Annotated in this window: 13 protein-coding genes; 3 read left to right on the top strand and 10 right to left on the bottom strand. The window is 40.4% G+C overall.

Annotated features, from left to right (window positions below; all coding sequences use genetic code 11):
• Positions 1–101: 101 nt before the first annotated feature.
• The 9 genes from HZB59_09205 to HZB59_09165 all read right to left on the bottom strand — a co-directional run bounded on the left by HZB59_09205 (position 102) and on the right by HZB59_09165 (position 10,934).
• On the bottom strand, positions 102–884 hold the full coding sequence (locus HZB59_09205) for a hypothetical protein (protein MBI5021601.1): 783 nt from the start codon (positions 882–884) through the stop codon (positions 102–104).
• The gene (locus HZB59_09200; GenBank protein MBI5021600.1) at positions 881–2,032 is read right to left on the bottom strand and encodes a PQQ-like beta-propeller repeat protein; all 1,152 of its coding nucleotides are present in this window, start codon (positions 2,030–2,032) and stop codon (positions 881–883) included. Before HZB59_09200 ends, HZB59_09205 begins: the two co-directional genes overlap by 4 nt.
• Positions 2,032–4,875, bottom strand: a complete 2,844-nt coding sequence (locus tag HZB59_09195) for a PD40 domain-containing protein (GenBank protein MBI5021599.1) — start codon at positions 4,873–4,875, stop codon at positions 2,032–2,034. The genes HZB59_09200 and HZB59_09195 overlap by 1 nt, the downstream gene beginning before the upstream one ends.
• Before the next feature lie 88 nt (positions 4,876–4,963).
• Positions 4,964–6,016: a bifunctional phosphoglucose/phosphomannose isomerase gene (locus HZB59_09190; GenBank protein ID MBI5021598.1), complete on the bottom strand. Its 1,053-nt coding sequence runs from the start codon at positions 6,014–6,016 to the stop codon at positions 4,964–4,966.
• A 64-nt stretch (positions 6,017–6,080) separates the two neighbouring features.
• Positions 6,081–7,844, bottom strand: a complete 1,764-nt coding sequence (gene ptsP / locus HZB59_09185; protein ID MBI5021597.1) for a phosphoenolpyruvate--protein phosphotransferase — start codon at positions 7,842–7,844, stop codon at positions 6,081–6,083.
• Positions 7,845–7,847: 3 nt separating this feature from the next.
• Positions 7,848–8,111, bottom strand: a complete 264-nt coding sequence (locus HZB59_09180) for an HPr family phosphocarrier protein (protein ID MBI5021596.1) — start codon at positions 8,109–8,111, stop codon at positions 7,848–7,850.
• A gap of 1 nt (position 8,112) precedes the next feature.
• Complete coding sequence (locus HZB59_09175) at positions 8,113–9,111, bottom strand: polyprenyl synthetase family protein (protein MBI5021595.1); 999 nt, start codon at positions 9,109–9,111, stop codon at positions 8,113–8,115.
• Between the two features lie 186 nt (positions 9,112–9,297).
• Positions 9,298–10,077: a type III pantothenate kinase gene (locus HZB59_09170; protein ID MBI5021594.1), complete on the bottom strand. Its 780-nt coding sequence runs from the start codon at positions 10,075–10,077 to the stop codon at positions 9,298–9,300.
• Positions 10,068–10,934 (bottom strand): biotin--[acetyl-CoA-carboxylase] ligase, encoded by an 867-nt coding sequence (locus HZB59_09165; protein ID MBI5021593.1) that lies wholly within the window; start codon positions 10,932–10,934, stop codon positions 10,068–10,070. The genes HZB59_09170 and HZB59_09165 overlap by 10 nt, the downstream gene beginning before the upstream one ends.
• Positions 10,935–11,123: 189 nt before the next feature.
• On the opposite strand from HZB59_09165, the gene dnaK reads away from it, so the two are divergent.
• The 3 genes from dnaK to clpB are packed head-to-tail and all read left to right on the top strand — an operon-like array spanning position 11,124 to position 16,008.
• On the top strand, positions 11,124–13,073 hold the full coding sequence (dnaK, locus tag HZB59_09160) for a molecular chaperone DnaK (protein MBI5021592.1): 1,950 nt from the start codon (positions 11,124–11,126) through the stop codon (positions 13,071–13,073).
• Between the two features lie 47 nt (positions 13,074–13,120).
• Positions 13,121–13,357: a hypothetical protein gene (locus HZB59_09155; GenBank protein ID MBI5021591.1), complete on the top strand. Its 237-nt coding sequence runs from the start codon at positions 13,121–13,123 to the stop codon at positions 13,355–13,357.
• A gap of 11 nt (positions 13,358–13,368) precedes the next feature.
• Complete coding sequence (gene clpB / locus HZB59_09150; GenBank protein MBI5021590.1) at positions 13,369–16,008, top strand: ATP-dependent chaperone ClpB; 2,640 nt, start codon at positions 13,369–13,371, stop codon at positions 16,006–16,008.
• Between the two features lie 118 nt (positions 16,009–16,126).
• Here the strand turns inward: clpB and HZB59_09145 are convergent, their stop codons facing one another.
• Positions 16,127–18,484 (bottom strand): glycyl radical protein, encoded by a 2,358-nt coding sequence (locus HZB59_09145; GenBank protein ID MBI5021589.1) that lies wholly within the window; start codon positions 18,482–18,484, stop codon positions 16,127–16,129.
• Position 18,485 lies beyond the last annotated feature (1 nt).

The raw sequence follows: 18,485 nt of genomic DNA, 5'->3' as shown, positions 1-18,485 counted from the left end.
TTTTCTTTCGTCGTTGCTGAAGATTTATTTAATCTGTTAAACGAGTTTGAAATAATATACTGTGGATGGCGTTGAAAGTCAAGTTATTTATGAATTTTCTCTCACTGACTGAATAATAAATATGATAAAATTGCGATAGAAACCTGCGAAACTGCAAGGGAAATACCAGAAACGGTATCAAATCGTTTTACGCGATCAAGCAATTGGTTATTTTTAGATGACCGGTATTCTTTATAGAACTTATCGGCTTGAATTTTATAGTATGCAGCGGTAACTCCGCTGACTATTGCCGTGCCGCCGGCGATATAAACCGGTAATAATTTATCGGTTCCGTCTGAATCTAAAAAAATCGGATTACTTTTGCCATCTGGAGGAGTTAATTGTTGTAAAAATATTTTCGGCAAAAACTCGTTGGTTACGATGGAAATTGTGCTGTCGCGATATCCATTCAAAGTTAATTTTATTTTCATGTCTTTCTCCCACTCACCAATTGTCATCGGTGTTCTTCCAACCAACAAATCATTTTTGTAAACCGCGGCATTGAACGGTTCGGTGAATATTTTTATTGGTTTCGATATGAAGATATACTTATTAACATGGCTATTTAAAGGGATATCAATTGTTTCTTCGTAAACCACATTATTCCACTGAGAAGAATGAAATGTAGCGGCTGTTATTTTATGAGTACCGCTTGCAACGATTGCAGAATCTATCGGAGTAACTCCTATGAAAGTTGAATCGACATATATTTTGAGCTGAGAGTAATCTAAATTAACCGAAAGAGTAGAATGAACCCGCCGAGGTTCATTCAAACTATCGGCTTGCCCGAACGACATGCCAATCATAATGAATGTGGAGGATAAAATTAAGAAAAGATTTTTCATTTATCATCTCCTCTTCGAAGAGCGATTAATGAATTATCATCGATTAATATATACAGTAAACCATTGTTTAACACGGGTGAAGAAACAACACGTCCATCAGCTTTAAATTTCCAAATAACTTTCCCAGAAGTTGATTCAATGGCGTAAAGATTTTTATCGAATGAACCAACATACAAAATATTCCCCGCTAAAAGCGGAGAAGAACCGAGAACTCCATCCAGCAAAGTCCGCCAAATAATATCACCACTATTTTTATTTAGGCACAACATCTCATTCTTCGATGTAACAACAAATATCGATGCATTGGTTAAGGCGAATGAAGAATATATTTTACCACCAACCTCAGTCGACCATAGAATATCGCCTGTTGCTAATTCTAATGAGACTACCCGACCTTCTAAAGTTCCAATGAAAACAGAATAATCGCGAATTGAAGGAGCAGCAATTAAACTACCACCAACCTGTTTTTGCCAACAAACAGATCCGTTTTGCGAATTGAGAGCGACTATTAATCCGTCATCATTTCCGTAAACAATTGTTTCGCCTGAGGCGGCTGGTGAAGAATGACTCTTTGTTCGGATGCGACTATTTGTTTGTGGGAATTTCCAAATAACAGTAGCATCATTTTTATCTATAGAAAGTAAACCGTTATCAATTGTATTTACAATTATTTTATTATTCAAAAGCAAAATAGCCGATTCGATTCTGCCAACAGATTTTTTCCATATAATTGATCCACGGGTAAGATCGTAAGCAAATAAATTTTCCTTATCATCCGAGAGCGCTATGAATAAAATGTTGTCATCGAGAATCGGTGGAGAATAAATCGCTGTTCCGAAATCTTTCATCCCCAATCCTTTACCGTTGATTTTATCTACAAGATGAACTTCACCCCGTAGATTTCCCACACAGATAATATTCCCATTAATTGTTACACCGAACTGGCCGAAGCCCGCGGAAGCATCATATTCCCATGCTTTAACTAACGGCGGCTTCAATTCTTCATCCGTAAAATTTAATCTGTTTTTTGACCCGGCAAATACCTTCCAATCTTTGACATCAGAAATTACCGGTTGACGCAAAATCAATTTATTGCATCCCAATAAAACGGAGAGAAAAATGGATATAAATGTGATAGAATATTTCATCAGAAATCCCACCCGAAGAAAAATTGATAGAATAATCTCGATTGAAAGTTTTTAAAATTATTTTCAATCCGTTTACCTATATCATATCTAAGCACAATCAAATTACCAAGGTTAATCCTTACGCCTCCGCCAATACTTCCCAACGTTGTACCGTAAAAATTATCCCATGCGTTGCCGGCATCGCAAAAGAGAGCTCCGCGAATTCCGAAAAAAGAAATATTTGTGAACGGAAACCGCAACCGCACTTCATCAAGAAATGGAAAACGAAGTTCATGACTTGTTACCCATATTTTTTTCCCCCGCAACGACCATCTGGGATATCCGCGTAAATCCCAACTGCCGCCCATAAAAAATCGCCGCGCCTCCTGACCATCATTATAGAACAACCAGTATCGCATGGCATAAGCCGACATATTACCGATTCTAAAATAATGCCGATAATCCAATATCACAGAGAAATAATTCGCGTGTGAATATTGAATATCGGAAGTGTACGCAAGCGTTGCACTGTAACGGCTACCGTCCAGCGGACCACTTGGACCCCAAAGCGAATTATCGTGAGTGAATGAAATTGAATTTGAAAGAAATAATGCCCGCCGTGAATAATCGATGCCCTCAGTATATCTTTCATAGACTGTTCCAAAATATGCATCTTTCTCTGAATGGCTGATGCTTGTCGATAAAGACAACCGTTTGAATTTTGAGAATGGATAACTGAGGGCATAGTAACCACCGAAAACTTTTTCGTAGAAATACAGATCGGGATCTGTGAGATCATATCTCCTCCCGCTGAAACGGTATATACCGAATGCATGATTAGTTCGTCGGTGAAGCGATACACGTGAGATGGCGATGTTGAAACTCGACATCAGCTCATCCATAGTTTGAGCTGTATTGTAAACCAGAAAATTATATTGTTCGTTGCCCAATAAATCGCTCATTGATAAATATGCTCCGCCCCACGTTCCGAAAACAGGATCGGTGGCAATTTGACTTTGAGCAACATCCAGCGTATAATCTTCTGCATATTTAAGCGGTTTTGATTCTGCCATGCCACCAATTGTTTGGGGTCTCCATGGTTTTTCAATTTTAAATTCGGCGGTTGATATTTCTTTTGATGAATCATATAAGTTAGAAATATTCTCAACCATTCTGATGCGAAAGTTGAAATCTTCAAACGCCACAAATATCAAATTACTGTCAGCCCAGGCAGGATCGAAAGCACCCGTGGTGAAGGATGAAACTTTATGCATTTTCTGACCATCTATTTGTTCGTCGTTGCGCATCATCCATATGTTCCGAGCACCATCTATATCTGCTGTGAACAATATAAATTTATCGTCGGATGAGTATCGAGGGGATGAAAAATTAAAATTCTCCTGCGTTAAATAATAAATATCGTTAGTGTTTAATTGATACTTGAAGAGATTGTATTTTCCCGATTCTCCGTTCTCAGATCTATCTGATGCAAATAGTACGGTCGAACCATCGGGCGACCATTCAGGATCACGATCGTCATAAAAATCATTAGTTAGCCGTTCCAAATATTCTGTTTCGATATTCCAAATGTACAAATCATCCGAACCGGACATGTCGATTGCGCTGAATACAATCTTATCTCCATCGGGTGACCAAGATGCTGATCCTAAAACGACGAGATCTTTAAAAACAAATGTTTTAATGCTTTTTCCTTCAACAATATCAAAAAGATGTAAAGCGTCTTTCTCACCTTTTTTTGTAACGAAAGCCAGTATTCCTTTTTTAGAAATCGCCAGTCTGTTTTGGAACGGATGGAATGCCTCGAATTCCTCGGAGCGTTCTCCTTCCACAACAAGTTCCGGCATGGTTTCATGATTTACCAGTGCGCTATCGATATTTATTTTGTAAATGCTCGCATAACCTGAATGATTTCCAACAAAATAAATTTGCCGGTTCTCGTTTTTCTCCCAATACACCGGTTTGGTATTAAATCCTTTTTGCACCAAAATTTCGCTTGCACCGCTCGGTGAATCGAAATTTTTCAACAGAGGGTAGTATTCTTTTTTCAGCGCGTATATCCATTCTTCATCGAACTCTTCGAAGTTAACTCCGATTGTCGACTTGAAAACATCTTGAAAACTGTTCGACTGCCAAAAGTTTTCCAATAACAACAGAATCTTATTTTCTCCGTAATGTTTACCGATAAAGCGGAGTATGCTTTGACCTTCTTTATACATCAAGTATGAACCGTAAATCTGCTCAATTGAACTTAACGGAGTAACATATCCTGAAATTGTTGCGTCTCGAAGAACCATTTCTGCCTGAGTGTCCCAATCAATCGACCAGTATTCAGCCAATCCCTCTACAAACCAAAGCGGCGGCAACCGGTCTTGAGCGATTCTGTGATTTGAAAATATGCGGCTGATCTTTCCGTGCATAAAAACATGTACAAGCTCGTGCCGAATTACATGTTTAAAATCCCACATCGAGCCGGTATAAGGAATCACGACTCTTCCTTTAAGAAACTCAAAAAATCCTCCGACTCCTTCTGGAATTAACCCCTGTGTCGTATTTGTCTGCTGAAAGTGTAAATGAGTGCTGTAAAATATGAGAGGAATGCGTGAGGGAACATTATAAACAAATTTTTCTTGCAGAATTTTGTAACTTTCTTCGGCAAGAAATGCTCCACGCTCGGCTAAATCTTTCATCTCTGGATAATAATAAATATCGAAGTGATCGGTTTTCAGTAAATGCCAATCGAACGCAGTATACTGTACTTTATTTCTGCCGAAGTATGAAAATTGCGGGTGGGCGGAAGTAAAAAACAGAACTGTGATCAGAGCATATTTATTAAAACGAGACACTCTTAATATTAAATGATTCAGGTTACATGTTTCATGCAGGATGATAATATGATCATATTATAAAATCGATATCAAATATTTCATCATACTATTTTATTTTTCCCAACTCATTTTTTAAATAATCGATCACTTTTACCGGAGTGGGATCGATTCCGTTAAGGATGGCTAAATAATAACTTGTCCAATCACCCAGATAAATTAATGAAAACAATCTCGCTAAAACCGATTTACCTTCGCTTTGAACCTCGATAATTTTTGACGCGTACTGCTCAATCACGCCTTTAGTAATTTCCATTCGTAATTTCACGCGCGGATGGTCGTCTTTATCGCGAAGGAAAACAACGGCAACTTCTTCTTCCATCAGGCGGCGTAAAACTTTCCAGCCGACTAACTCGTTATGATTCATTTCCGGTAAAACATGTCCAAAAGCCAACTGTTTCGCGTTTTCGGCTATCTGTCCGCGCCATCTGAGATTCACGACGTCGAACCGATCTGCCGCGGAATAGATAATCGGAAGTTTCATATACAATTGCTTCGCGAGTTGGAGTGCCGTATTTTTGCTGTCGAGTGATGAAAATATTTTTGATTTCTTCCGAAGCAGTGAAAGCGTTTCGGCTATCTCCTGATTCTTTGATCGTATTAATTTCATTTTCGAAAGAGCTATCAAGGTCGGGAAGAAAGAATAACCAAGGGCGGCGCGCGGTGGTAATCCTTTCGGAATCATTATGAGCGGTTGTTTAAATTTTTCTGCCGACGCTGATGTTTGACCGCCCGAACTGATGCAAAGTATTTTTGCCCGGCGTTTTTTTGCGTCGGCGTGTGCCGCGATTGTTTCCTCCGTATTGCCTGAATAGCTGGACACCACAACGAGTGTTTTCTCGTTCACAAACTCCGGCATAAAATAATGACGATTGACATGAATCGGAATTTTTGATTCTGCCGAGAGATTTGAACGGAGTAAATCGCCACCGATAGCCGAGCCACCTAAGCCGGTTATAACTACTGAATCAATCTGTGATTTATTAAATGCCGGTTTAAATTTATTGCCAATCTTAACCGCGTCTTCAACCTGCTTCGGAAAATCGATAAGCAGTTGGTTCATGTCGGATTTATCGTAACGTTGAATAGTTAATTCGTTCATATTTTTTATTATTTTTGGTTTGTGAAATAAAACATTTGTTAATCGATTACAATTTTAAAAATCATTAATGATCTAAAGGAATATCCGGTAAATGTTTTTTGAAAAATTTTGACATCATTCTTTCCACTTCATCGCTTGTACTTGCTTCCAACGCTTGTCCGGCAAGTTCTTTCATCAGTGAATAATCTAAAGAACGAATAATTTTTTTTATTTCAGGCAGAACAGCCGGCACAACGCTTAACTCATCGATTCCCAGACCAATCAATAGTGGAACAGCCAATGGATTTCCGCCCATTTCACCGCAAATTCCCGCCCAAATGCCTCGTTTATGGGCACCGTTAATCACATGCTTGATTGTATTAACAACGCTTGGATCAAATTGACGGTATAATTTCGACACGAGAGTATTTCCGCGATCAACTGCCAGCATGTATTGAGTTAAATCGTTTGTTCCGATGCTTATAAAATCAATCTCGGCAGCTATTTGAGAAATCATAAGCGCCGCAGATGGTACCTCAATCATCACACCGATAGGAGTTTTATCGTTAAACTTGATACCATGACTGCGCAACTCTGCCTTAGCTTTGCGGACATAACGCTTTGCAATCCTTACTTCTTCAAGTGTTGCAACCATGGGAAACATGATGGATAAATTTTTCCTAACGCTGGCGCGCAACATAGCCCTAAGCTGATTCAGAAATATATCGGGTCTGTCTAAACTGATTCGAATTCCCCGCCAACCAAGAAACGGATTTGATTCGTCGGCTGTGGCGGGAGCAATCTTGTCACCTCCGATATCAAATGTTCGGAGAATTACACGATGCGGATAAACCCGATCGGCAATTTGCTTGTATTCAAGATATTGTTCTTCTTCCGACGGAAAATCATCGCTGTTGAGAAGTAAACTTTCGGTTCTATACAATCCAATACCCTGAGATCCCTGAACAACAACATAATCGAGTTCATCCAATAATTCAATATTTGCAGACAATTCTACCCGATGACCATCGATAGTTTCCGCCGGCAGATCTTTTAATCCTGTTAACTGTTGTTCAAACTTATTCATTCTCTCCCGTTTTTTTTCATAATGCTTTATCTGCTCGTCGGTGGGATTGATTATGAGTGTGCCGCTGTAACCGTCTAATATTAATGTATCACCATTCATCACAGACCTGCTGACATCTCCCAAACCAACTATCGCGGGAATTTTCAAAGAACGGGAAAAGAGTGCTGCATGAGATGTAATCCCGCCGCGATCGGTTGCGTAACCGAGAACATGATTACGGCTTAGTATCATTGTATCAGCAGGTGTAAGCGTATGCGCAACAACTATGATCGATCCTTCAAGTTTCGATATCAAACGCTCTTGCAGAAGATTCCTTATGATACGGTTCTTCAAATCTTCCATGTCATGAGCGCGTTCGTGCATATATTCGTCTTGTGCTTTTAGCATAAGAGTCGCATATCTGCCAATTTCGTCGTTAACTATAAATTCAGCGTTCCGATTTTCCGAGGCGATTCTTTTTTTGATCGTGCCTATCAGTACCGGATCATCGAGGACCATAATCTGCGCATCTAATACTTTTGCTTTAGCTTCACCAATTTTTTCCTGTGCGAATAAAAGTATCTTATTCAATTCTTTGGAAGATTTTTCCAGAGATATGCTGAACCGACGTTGCTCTAATTCGATTTCTTCGGGTTTGATGATTCTTTCTTCCACTATCGGAATATCTTTAAGAAAGAGGTAAGCCGGGCCGATTGAAATTCCGTGTGAAGCTGGAATACCACGAAGAACAATTTCGTTTTTTATATTTTGTGTCTCAGGCATGGTTCACTCATCAAAGCCGCGGTTGAAAAGATCCAAAACTTCTTTCGAAGCATCCTGTTCATCGACACCGTCAAACCGGAGAATAAGTTTCGAGCCCTGTTCGGCTGCAAGTGTCATTACACCAATAATGCTTTTTCCGTTGATTTCCATTCCGTCTTTGTAAATGTAAAAATCTGATTTAAATTTTGCGGCTGTTTTCACCAGTACGGCGGCTGGCCTTGTGTGCATACCGGCGCGGTTTTTAATAGTCACTTCCAGTTCTACCATACTACGAAGTTCTATCGATCAGTTGAGACGATAACCATAACAGCATCGATTTAGCTTTGCTCTCGGGTAATGATGAGAGCATAAGTTTAGCGCTGAGAGTATTATTTTTTACTTCGGATTTTGCCGCTTCGATTGCGCCACTATTAATATAAATATTTTTTATTTTCTTAATCTCAAATTCACTTTTATCATTTCCCGGTACGATTGATTTTAATATTATTTTTTCTCTGCCTTTCGATTTCTCAATTGCCTTCAAAAGCAGAAATGTTTTTTTCCCTTCCCGAATATCTCCACCAATTTTTTTCCCGAACTCTTCAGTACTTCCAACAATATCGAGCAGATCATCCATCACTTGAAAAGCTTTACCGAGATATTCACCATATTTTCTCAAAGCGGTTACCTGGGCATAAGATCCGCCGCCAACAAGCGCTCCTATTTCGGATGACGCCGCGATCACTCTCCCGGTTTTTTTTGAGATCATCATAAAATAATCTTCAATCGACACGTTTTTTTTCGTTTCAAATTCCTTATCAAAACCCTGCCCTTCGCACACCTTAACGAGCGCATCTGTGTAAACATTGAGAATTAATTTTATCCTTGGTGAATTTGTTTTCAAAAGAATACGATATGCCTGCGCAATCATCTCGTCGCCGGCGAGAATGGCAAAATTCTCGTCCCATTTTTTATGGACTGTCGGTTTCCCGCGTCTCAATTCAGCATGATCCATTATATCATCGTGCACGAGTGTGAAATTATGAAGAATTTCTATAGCCGCGGCAGCATTGAATGCCGAAGCTACCCGGCCACCGACGGCTTCGCACGCAAGCAAGGTTAAGATCGCCCGAACACGCTTCCCACCAATTGATAGAACATAATTGATCGGATCGTATACCGATGACGGAGATTTATTTTGATCAAATATCTTGAGCCGTTTTTCGATATCACATTTATACCGGTTGAATATTTTAAGAGATTGCGTATGGTTCAAGTTATAATTCATGGTTTATAATACTAAAACATGCCGTGAGAATCAAGAAATAAGGGAGAATTTTTAAAAAGATGAAAGGTTTTTGAAGTTTAAGCCGCGTTCAATCTCTGATTTGGCGATGTAAATAGGAATTCGGGTAAAAAAAATCCCGGGAGTAGTAAGAGTATGCGAATCAGCTTACATATAGATTCATTTGTATTATTTCTTCGGTTTTTTAGCTATCCTTTCAAAAATCATTCTGGCTCCTTCAAGTACAAGGTTCGGCTCCATATATTTAATTTCATTCGTTACTTCAGCGATGATTGTCGCATAACCTCCTGTTGCAACGACGGTGGCATATTTCCCTGCCGCTCTCCGCAACCTCCTCACCATTCCTTCGAACGAATCTACTGCTCCGTACATAACACCCGACCGAATTGCGGTAGCGGTATCCTTGGCAATAATTTCATCCGGAAATCGCAAATCAATCCTCGGTAATTTAGACGTTCTTTTAAAAAGATTTGCGGCCATTGTTTCTACACCGGGTGCAATAACTCCACCTAAATATTCTCCTTTGCTTGTTATGACGTCGTATGTCGTAGCTGTACCAAAATCTACTACAATTGCCGGACCGCCAAATTTTTTCTGCGCTGCCACAACAGCACAAATTCTGTCGGCACCTAATTTCGATGGATCACTATACGGAATATTAATTCCCGCATCAATCATTCCGGATATTATCAACGGCTCAAGTTTGAGATAATTTTTCAACATCTTATTTACTAACTCGGTCAGTTCCGGCACCACAGAACTTATAACCGCGCCTTGCAACGTCTCGGGAGATGTTTTTATTTGCTCACAAAATTGCTTCAACAAGATATATAATTCATCTTCGGTTCTTGAAACACTGCTCGAAATGCGTCGGCTCAGTATTAATTTCCCTTTTTGAAAAATACCGAACACCGCGTTTGTGTTGCCGATATCAATCGCTAATAGCATATAGATACATCTCCTGCGATAACTTTTATCTCGCTGTTTGTGGTTTTAACAATAAGTCCACCATCGTCATCCAGCCTGCTTGCAATCCCATGCAATATTTGCCCATTCTGATTTATTTTTACTTCCCTGCTAAACATCGACGAATGATTTTCAAACTTTTCTAAAATATATTTTAATTTGCCGGATTTGATTAATTCATAATTATTTTCCAGGCGATCAAGGAGTCGACCTAAAACCTCAAACCGATTTTGATCTTCTCCGAGTACTACTGAAAGTGATGTTGCTTTATCTTTTATTTCATCCTGAAAATGAATTTGGTTGATATTCAATCCTATCCCGATTACAATACCAGCTAAACGATTATTTTCGAAAACTGATTCCGATAATATTCCACAAACTTTCTTGCCACAAAGATAGACATCGTTGGGCCACTTGCAATCGGGTTGAAGAATTGCAAGTTGTTTTAATGTTTCCATCACCGATAGTCCGGCATATATCGAAATCACCCCGATTTTCTCCGGAGAAATCTGCGCTCGGATGATGACTGAAAATGTTAAATTCTTTTTTCCTTCGGAAATCCAGGAACGATTTAATCTACCCCTTCCCGCTGTTTGCTCATCGGCAATTACAACCGTCCCTTCATCGACACCTTCTTGAAGAAATTGTTTCGCTTTCAAATTTGTGGAGTCAATCAAATCAAAACAATAAATCTTTTTTCCAAAAATTTTAGAGCTAATAAACTGACGGATTTCAGATTCTATCATCGCGTTCAGATTATGAAAATTGCGCGTAAAAGTCAAGGATGTTTTTCTGCCATTTTTTCCAGCTCCTGCCAATAGTCTAATCAGCCATGCCATGATGGCAGTTGTGTCATGTTTCTCTCAAATAAGGTGATTATTAAATGCTGATTATTGAAGAAAAACAACATATTATTTTTATTTCCTGTGGCATATCTATTGTAAGTTAGTAGTATAGTATTAAAAATTTATTTCTTAGGAGATCGACTCCGAGGAGAAAAATGTCTTATTTTGAAAAGGAGTTTTAAAATGTCGGGTAAAATTATTGGTATCGATTTAGGAACAACAAACTCAGTGGTTGCTGTAATGGAAGGTAAAGATCCAACAGTGATTGCAAATGCTGAGGGCGCCAGAACTACGCCATCGGTCGTCGGTTTTCCAAAAAGCGGTGAACGACTTGTTGGTCAGGCAGCCAAACGACAAGCAGTTACAAATTCACAGAACACAGTATTCTCGATTAAGCGCTTCATGGGAAGATTTCAAAATGAAGTGACAGAAGAGATGAAACTCATCCCATACAAAGTCGTTCAGGGAGATAATAATACGGCGCGTGTAAAGATAGACGACCGGATTTATTCACCTCCGGAAATCAGCGCGATGATTTTACAAAAAATGAAACAAACCGCTGAGGATTATCTCGGCACCAAAGTTACAGACGCGGTTATTACTGTTCCGGCATACTTTAATGATGCTCAAAGACAAGCTACAAAAGAAGCAGGCGAAATTGCCGGTTTGAATGTTCGCAGAATTATCAACGAACCTACCGCAGCCGCACTAGCATACGGTCTAGATAAAAAACATAAAGACATGAAGGTTGCCGTGTTCGATCTAGGTGGTGGCACATTCGATATCTCGATACTTGAACTCGGTGAAGGTGTTTTCGAAGTCAAATCGACAAATGGCGATACGCATCTTGGCGGAGATAATTTCGATCATCGATTAGTTGATTACATTGCCGATGAATTTAAAAAACAGGAAGGCATCGATTTACGTAAAGATCCGATGGCGCTTCAGCGCTTACGCGAGGCAGCAGAAAAAGCAAAGATGGAACTCTCCCAGCTTATGCAGACTGAAGTCAATCTGCCGTTTATTACCGCTACCGCCGAAGGTCCAAAACATTTAAATCTTACCATCACACGCGCTAAGTTTGAACAACTTGTTGAGGATTTGATTCAACGGTGTATTCCCCCAGTCGAAAAAGCTATGCGAGATGCCTCACTCAATCCAAATCAGATTGAGGAGATTATTCTTGTCGGTGGTATGACACGAGTACCGCGAGTTCAGCAGCTTGTGAAAGAAATATTCGGTAAAGAGGGACATAAAGGTGTAAACCCCGATGAAGTTGTTGCGGTTGGAGCAGCAATACAAGGAGGTGTTTTATCCGGTGACGTTACAGACGTTTTATTACTCGATGTTACACCATTAACACTCGGTATCGAAACGCTGGGTGGGGTTACCACGCAAATGATCCAGGCGAACACCACGATACCTACAAAGAAAAGTGAAATATTTTCAACCGCATCCGACAGTCAACCATCTGTTGAAATTCACATATTGCAGGGTGAACGACCTATGGCAATAGACAACAGGACGCTCGGCAGATTTCATTTAGACGGAATTCCGCCGGCTCCACGAGGGGTTCCTCAGATCGAAGTTACATTCGATATCGATGCGAACGGTATGCTTCATGTAACCGCAAAAGATAAAGCTACAAACAAAGAACAAAGCATACGCATAACATCTTCAAGCGGTTTAAGCAAAGAAGAAGTTGATAAAATGAAAACCGATGCGCAGGCACATTCTGCAGAAGATAAAAAACGAAGAGAAGAAGTGGATACAAAAAATCAAGCCGACAATCTCGTATTCCAAACACGTAAACAGTTGAAGGAATTCGGCGATAAAATTCCATCCGACATAAAATCGAAAGTCGAATCAGCGGCAGATGCTCTCGATGCAGCTATTAAAAACAATAACATAGCGGATATCAAAGCAAAGATGGAATCTTTGAATAATATTTGGAACGAAGCTTCCACTGCGATGTATCAAAAAGCCACCGCCGGAGGGCAAAAACAACAGCAAGCCGGCGCACCGCCTCCTCCGCCAACCGGTGAACCAAATGCCGCAGGCAACGGCACAAAAAAGAACGATAAAGCGGTTGAGGATGCATCGTTCGAAGTTGTTGACGAGAAGGATAAATAACATTACTAAGGAAATGGAGCCCACCTTCAAAGTGGGCTCTATTTAATATGACAGACGCAATCTGGTTTTTAATTATTCTTATTCTTGGTGTGGTTTTCTTGGTTTACGCCACAAAGAAACGATGGGTATCGTGGCGCGGTTCACATGGAATAGCAACATTAACTGCATTTCACGACTTCCAACCAAAAAATAAGCAGGAAGCAATCGAATACGTTATGGAAGAAAAAGCCGGAAAGAAGATGGAAGAGCAAGAAAGCAATGGCGATAAAGATGTTGTTAAGTAAAATTTATAAATATGAACTTTCATAAATTCACAATTAAATCACAGGAGGCAGTACAGAACGCGCAGGAAATTGCCGCGAGTTGCGGTAATCAATCGATCGAGCCGGAACATGTGCTTGCCGCGCTGGTTCAGGACAGCGAAGGTTTAATTGCACCTATACTTCAAAAAATCGGAGCTAATCTTAATTACATCAAAATAAAAATTAATGAAGCGATTGAAAAACTTCCGAAAGTCACTAGCGCAGGCACAGGAAATCAATTCATAAGTCAAACGCTTGCACAAATTTTCGATAACTCTTTGAAAGAAGCACAATCACTCAAAGATGAATATGTCAGCACTGAACATCTGCTTCTTGGTATCGTTACAGGTAAATCATCCGCAGCGCAACTTCTTAACAGTCAGGGTGTATCGAAAGATCAAATTTATAAAGCGCTCAAAGATATCCGCGGTACACAACGAGTAACCGATCAAACGCCTGAAGAGAAATATCAATCGCTACAAAGATTTGGCAGAGATCTTAACGAGCTTGCACGCAAAGGAAAACTCGATCCGGTAATCGGGCGGGATGAAGAAATTCGACGCGTGCTTCAGGTTCTTTCACGCCGCACAAAAAATAATCCCGTTCTTATCGGTGAGCCGGGTGTTGGAAAGACCGCCATAGCCGAGGGAATCGCTCATAGGATCATACAAGGCGATGTTCCCGAAAATCTAAAAACAAAACGAATTATAGCTCTCGATATGGGCACACTTGTGGCGGGTACAAGTTTTCGCGGACAATTTGAAGAGCGTCTCAAAGCAGTTCTCAAGGAAGTAACCGAATCTCAGGGAGAGATTATTTTATTTATAGATGAACTTCACACACTCGTGGGAGCGGGCGCAGCACAAGGTGCGGTTGACGCGGCGAACATGTTAAAGCCGGCTCTCGCAAAAGGCGAACTTCGGGCAATCGGCGCAACAACGATAGATGAGTACAGAAAGCATATAGAAAAAGATCCCGCGCTTGAGCGCAGGTTTCAACCGGTTCTCATAGATGAGCCGACAGTTGAAGACACTATATCAATATTACGCGGACTTAAAGAACGATACGAAATCCATCACGGTGTTCGCATCACTGATGGCGCCATTGTAGCAGCGACACAATTAAGCCACCGTTATATCAGCGATCGTTTTTTACCCGATAAAGCAATCGATTTAGTGGATGAAGCCGCTTCGAAACTCAGAATTGAAATAGATTCTCTACCCGAAGAACTCGATGAAATTGAGCGTCGCATTAAACAACTTGAAATTGAACGCGAGGCGGTAAAACGTGAAACCGATGAAGCCACGAAAGGGCGATTGAAAGATATAAATAAAGAATTAGCCGAGTTGAATCAGGAGCGCTCAGGACTGCGCGCGCATTGGCAAAACGAAAAAGAGCTTATTCAATCTATAAGAAAAATGAAAGGTGATATCGAGAACGCAAAAAATGAAGCTGAACAAAATGAACGGTCGGGAAATCTCGCGCGTGTTGCTGAACTGCGGTATGGAATAATAGCTTCTCTTGAAAAAGAATTGCAAAAGGCAAGCATCAAGCTTGCAGAAATTCAACAAGATAAAAAAATGTTGAAGGAAGAGGTCGATGCCGAAGATATTGCCGAAATTGTTTCTCGCTGGACAGGCATCCCGCTAAACCGAATGTTAGAAAGCGAGCGGACGAAACTTCTTCACCTCGAAGAGCGACTTCACGAACGGCTTGTCGGTCAGGAAGAAGCCGTGCATGCCGTTGCCGACGCCATACGCCGCAGCCGTGCTGGTTTGCAAGACGAAAAAAAGCCGATTGGCTCATTCATATTTCTCGGCTCAACAGGTGTCGGTAAAACTGAGCTTGCACGCGCACTTGCAGAGTTTCTATTCAACGATGAAAGCGCGTTGATACGAATTGATATGAGTGAGTATATGGAGAAATTCTCCGTTTCCCGGCTGATAGGCGCACCTCCTGGTTACGTTGGTTACGAAGAAGGCGGTCAGCTTACAGAAACAGTTCGGCGAAAACCATATTCTGTTGTATTGCTCGATGAAATAGAAAAAGCACATCCGGAAGTTTTTAATTTATTATTACAGGTTTTGGATGAAGGACGTTTAACCGACAATAAAGGTCGAACCGTCAATTTTAAGAACACAATAATCATCATGACCTCAAATCTTGGATCGCAGTTGATTCAGGAAAGATTGAGTGGTGATATTATTTCGAACGGTGAACTTGAAAAGATTTATAGCGAGTTGCGGGTTACATTATTCGATATGCTTCGTCAATCGATCAGGCCGGAATTTTTGAACCGTATCGATGAAATAATCCTCTTCAAACTTTTAAACCGAAACGATCTCAGGCGAATTATAGATATCCAGATAAAACGTTTACAAAAAACGATTGAGCAAAAAAATATCCGGATCGAATTTACCGAAGAAGCAAAAGATTGGCTCATCAAGCTCGGTTACGATCCTACGCTTGGCGCCAGACCTTTGAAGCGTGTGATTCAAAAATATATAGTCAACAAATTATCAGAAGAAATACTCGCCGGCTCAATAAGCGATGCCGATACGGTTGAAGTATCACTTGATAAACGCGGACTCATACAGTTCGTTAAGAAAACGACCGCTGAAATTATAAAATAACATGTATTGTGGGGACGGTAGAAGAATCGCCTCCGTTAGGTAAATAACTGTCCCCATGATACTGTTAAATATTTAAAATTAACTTTCCCTTCGTTTGTGAGAAATATGTTTAAGGATATTAGAATCCTTGATGTTCCGTCCTCGCAATAATCTCGTCTTGCAGCGTCTTGCTCAAATCGCAGAAGTAATCACTATAGCCTGCAACGCGCACAATTAAATCACGGTGTTGCTCGGGATGCGCCTGTGCTTCGCGCAAGGTTTGTGCGGTGACAACATTAAACTGAATATGATGTCCGCCCATTATGAAATATCCGCGTACAAGATGTGCAAGACTATCAAGTCCTTTTTCGCTTTCTAATATTTGAGGAGTAAACTTTTGGTTCAACAATGTTCCACCTGTACGTACATGATCCATCTTCCCCGCTGACTTCAACACAGCTGTCGGACCTTTTCTATCCGCACCTTGCACGGGAGATATTCCTTCCGAGAGCGGAGTCCAAGCTTTTCGTCCATCTGGTGTTGCACCTGTGACTGAACCGAAATAGATGTGGCATGTCGTCGGAAGTAAATTAATCCTGTACAGACCACCTTTAGTATTTGGTCTACCGTCAACAAGTTTGAAATACATCTCGAACACCTGCTTCATCAAATCATCAGCATAATCATCATCGTTACCGTACTTTGGAGTTTTGTTTAATAGAAGCATTTGTTCTCGTTCGAATCTTTCAAAGTTTACGGCAAGCATTTTCAACATATCTGTCATTGAAATGATTTTTTTCTCAAATACATTATATTTGATCGATGCAAGACAATCGGTTATCGTACCTATGCCGACACCTTGAATATAATTCGTGTTGTATCGCGTTCCGCCTTTATTATAATCTTTTCCTTTTAAAATACAATCATCAATCAGGATTGATAAGAATGGTACCGGTAATTCTTCGGCGTATAATCTTTCGATCGAATGATTCCCTTTCATTTTAATATCGATGAAATGCTTCATCTGCTTTTCGAAAGCAAACATTAATTCATCAAAAGATTTAAACAGTTCAGGATTTCCGGTCTCAAGACCGATTTTCCTTCCGGTTCGTGGATCAACACCGTTGTTTAAAGTTATCTCGAAAACTTTCGGAATGTTGAAGTATCCGGTAAGTATATAACTTTCTTTTCCGAAAGCACCTGTTTCCACGCAACCACTTGTTCCTCCATTTCGTGCATCTTCGATAGATTTTCCCTGCCGAAGCATTTCATCGACGACGGTATCAGCATTAAAAATGGATGGCTGGCCGCGGCCATTTTTGATTATCTTCAAAGCATGTTTCAGGAACTCATCGGAATTTTTCTCACTAAGCTGAATGTTCGAACTAGGCTGAACTAATTTCATCTCGTCGATAACATCTAGAATAAGATATGTTAATTCATTTACACCATCACTGCCATCGGACATTATCCCGCCTGAATTAATATTTGCAAAGTCGGTGTAAGTTGAACTTTCTGCTGCAGTTACACCGACCTTCGGCGGTGCCGGCTGGTTGTTGAATTTTACCCAGAAGCATTGGAGTAATTCCTTAGCTTTTTCTTTTGTAAGAGTTTCATTCTCCAATCCTTTTTTATAAAACGGATAGAGATGACGATCGAGATGTCCCGGATTGAACGCATCCCAGGGATTTAATTCGGTAACCACTCCGAGGTGAATGAACCAGTAATATTGAAGCGCTTCCCAGAAATTTTGCGGAGCGTTAGCTGGGACCCGACGACAAATTTTTTCAATTGCTTCCAACTCCGATTTTCTAACCGGATTAATTTCTACAAATGCGAGTTCATGTACTTTATCTGCATGACGGTTTGCAAACGAGATGATTGCATCCGCGCAGATGTTCATTGCTTGCAACTCATTTTCTTTAGATTTTGCTTCCGGGTCATTTTTGAAATCAATCGACTTCAGGCTTTGTTCAATATCGTTTTTAAGGTCGAGCATCCCCTTTCGATAAATCTTATCATCGAGAACCGTATGTCCCGGCGCCCTTTGCTCCATGAACTCCGTGAAGATACCAGCAGAGTAAGCATCTTTCCATTCATCCGATACAGCGTTAAATATTTTTTCACGAATGGTTTTCTCTTTCCAGAAAGGAATAAATTCATCGCGGTATAATCGCCGGGTTTCTTCATCAACTTTGAACCAAACCTTTTCGCGGTTGTGAAGTGTTTCTAAGTCACTCAACATGTGACAACAGATTTCCAGATAAGTGTAAGTCGCTTTGGGGGCTGGTCCGCGTTCACCAACAATCAGCTCGCCATGATTAATGCAAATAGTTTTGTTTTCCATTATTGTTTTGAAAACCAGCGCTCTCTGAATAGGTATGGGGAGTGATTCTGAATTTTTATAGAAATTGGTTACAAGTTTTGCCCGCTCTGATGAAATTGTGGGCACAGAGTTGATGCTTTGTTCCCGTAATTTTTTTACACGGTCGTTCATA

The sequence above is a fragment of the Ignavibacteriales bacterium genome, assembly GCA_016214905.1.
Taxonomy (GTDB): domain Bacteria; phylum Bacteroidota; class Ignavibacteria; order UBA10030; family SZUA-254; genus PNNN01.
Note: the sequence above shows the minus strand (reverse complement) of the source record. Positions and strands in the feature narration are given on the sequence as shown.

Coding starts and splice junctions, on each gene's coding strand:
- HZB59_09200 (MBI5021600.1), bottom strand. CDS start 2,032: ATGAAATATTCTATCACATTTATATCCATTTTTCTCTCCGTTTTATTG.
- HZB59_09155 (MBI5021591.1), top strand. CDS start 13,121: ATGACAGACGCAATCTGGTTTTTAATTATTCTTATTCTTGGTGTGGTT.
- HZB59_09165 (MBI5021593.1), bottom strand. CDS start 10,934: ATGGCATGGCTGATTAGACTATTGGCAGGAGCTGGAAAAAATGGCAGA.
- HZB59_09180 (MBI5021596.1), bottom strand. CDS start 8,111: ATGGTAGAACTGGAAGTGACTATTAAAAACCGCGCCGGTATGCACACA.
- HZB59_09145 (MBI5021589.1), bottom strand. CDS start 18,484: ATGAACGACCGTGTAAAAAAATTACGGGAACAAAGCATCAACTCTGTG.
- HZB59_09175 (MBI5021595.1), bottom strand. CDS start 9,111: ATGAATTATAACTTGAACCATACGCAATCTCTTAAAATATTCAACCGG.
- HZB59_09190 (MBI5021598.1), bottom strand. CDS start 6,016: ATGAACGAATTAACTATTCAACGTTACGATAAATCCGACATGAACCAA.
- HZB59_09170 (MBI5021594.1), bottom strand. CDS start 10,077: ATGCTATTAGCGATTGATATCGGCAACACAAACGCGGTGTTCGGTATT.
- HZB59_09205 (MBI5021601.1), bottom strand. CDS start 884: ATGAAAAATCTTTTCTTAATTTTATCCTCCACATTCATTATGATTGGC.
- ptsP (MBI5021597.1), bottom strand. CDS start 7,844: ATGCCTGAGACACAAAATATAAAAAACGAAATTGTTCTTCGTGGTATT.
- dnaK (MBI5021592.1), top strand. CDS start 11,124: ATGTCGGGTAAAATTATTGGTATCGATTTAGGAACAACAAACTCAGTG.
- clpB (MBI5021590.1), top strand. CDS start 13,369: ATGAACTTTCATAAATTCACAATTAAATCACAGGAGGCAGTACAGAAC.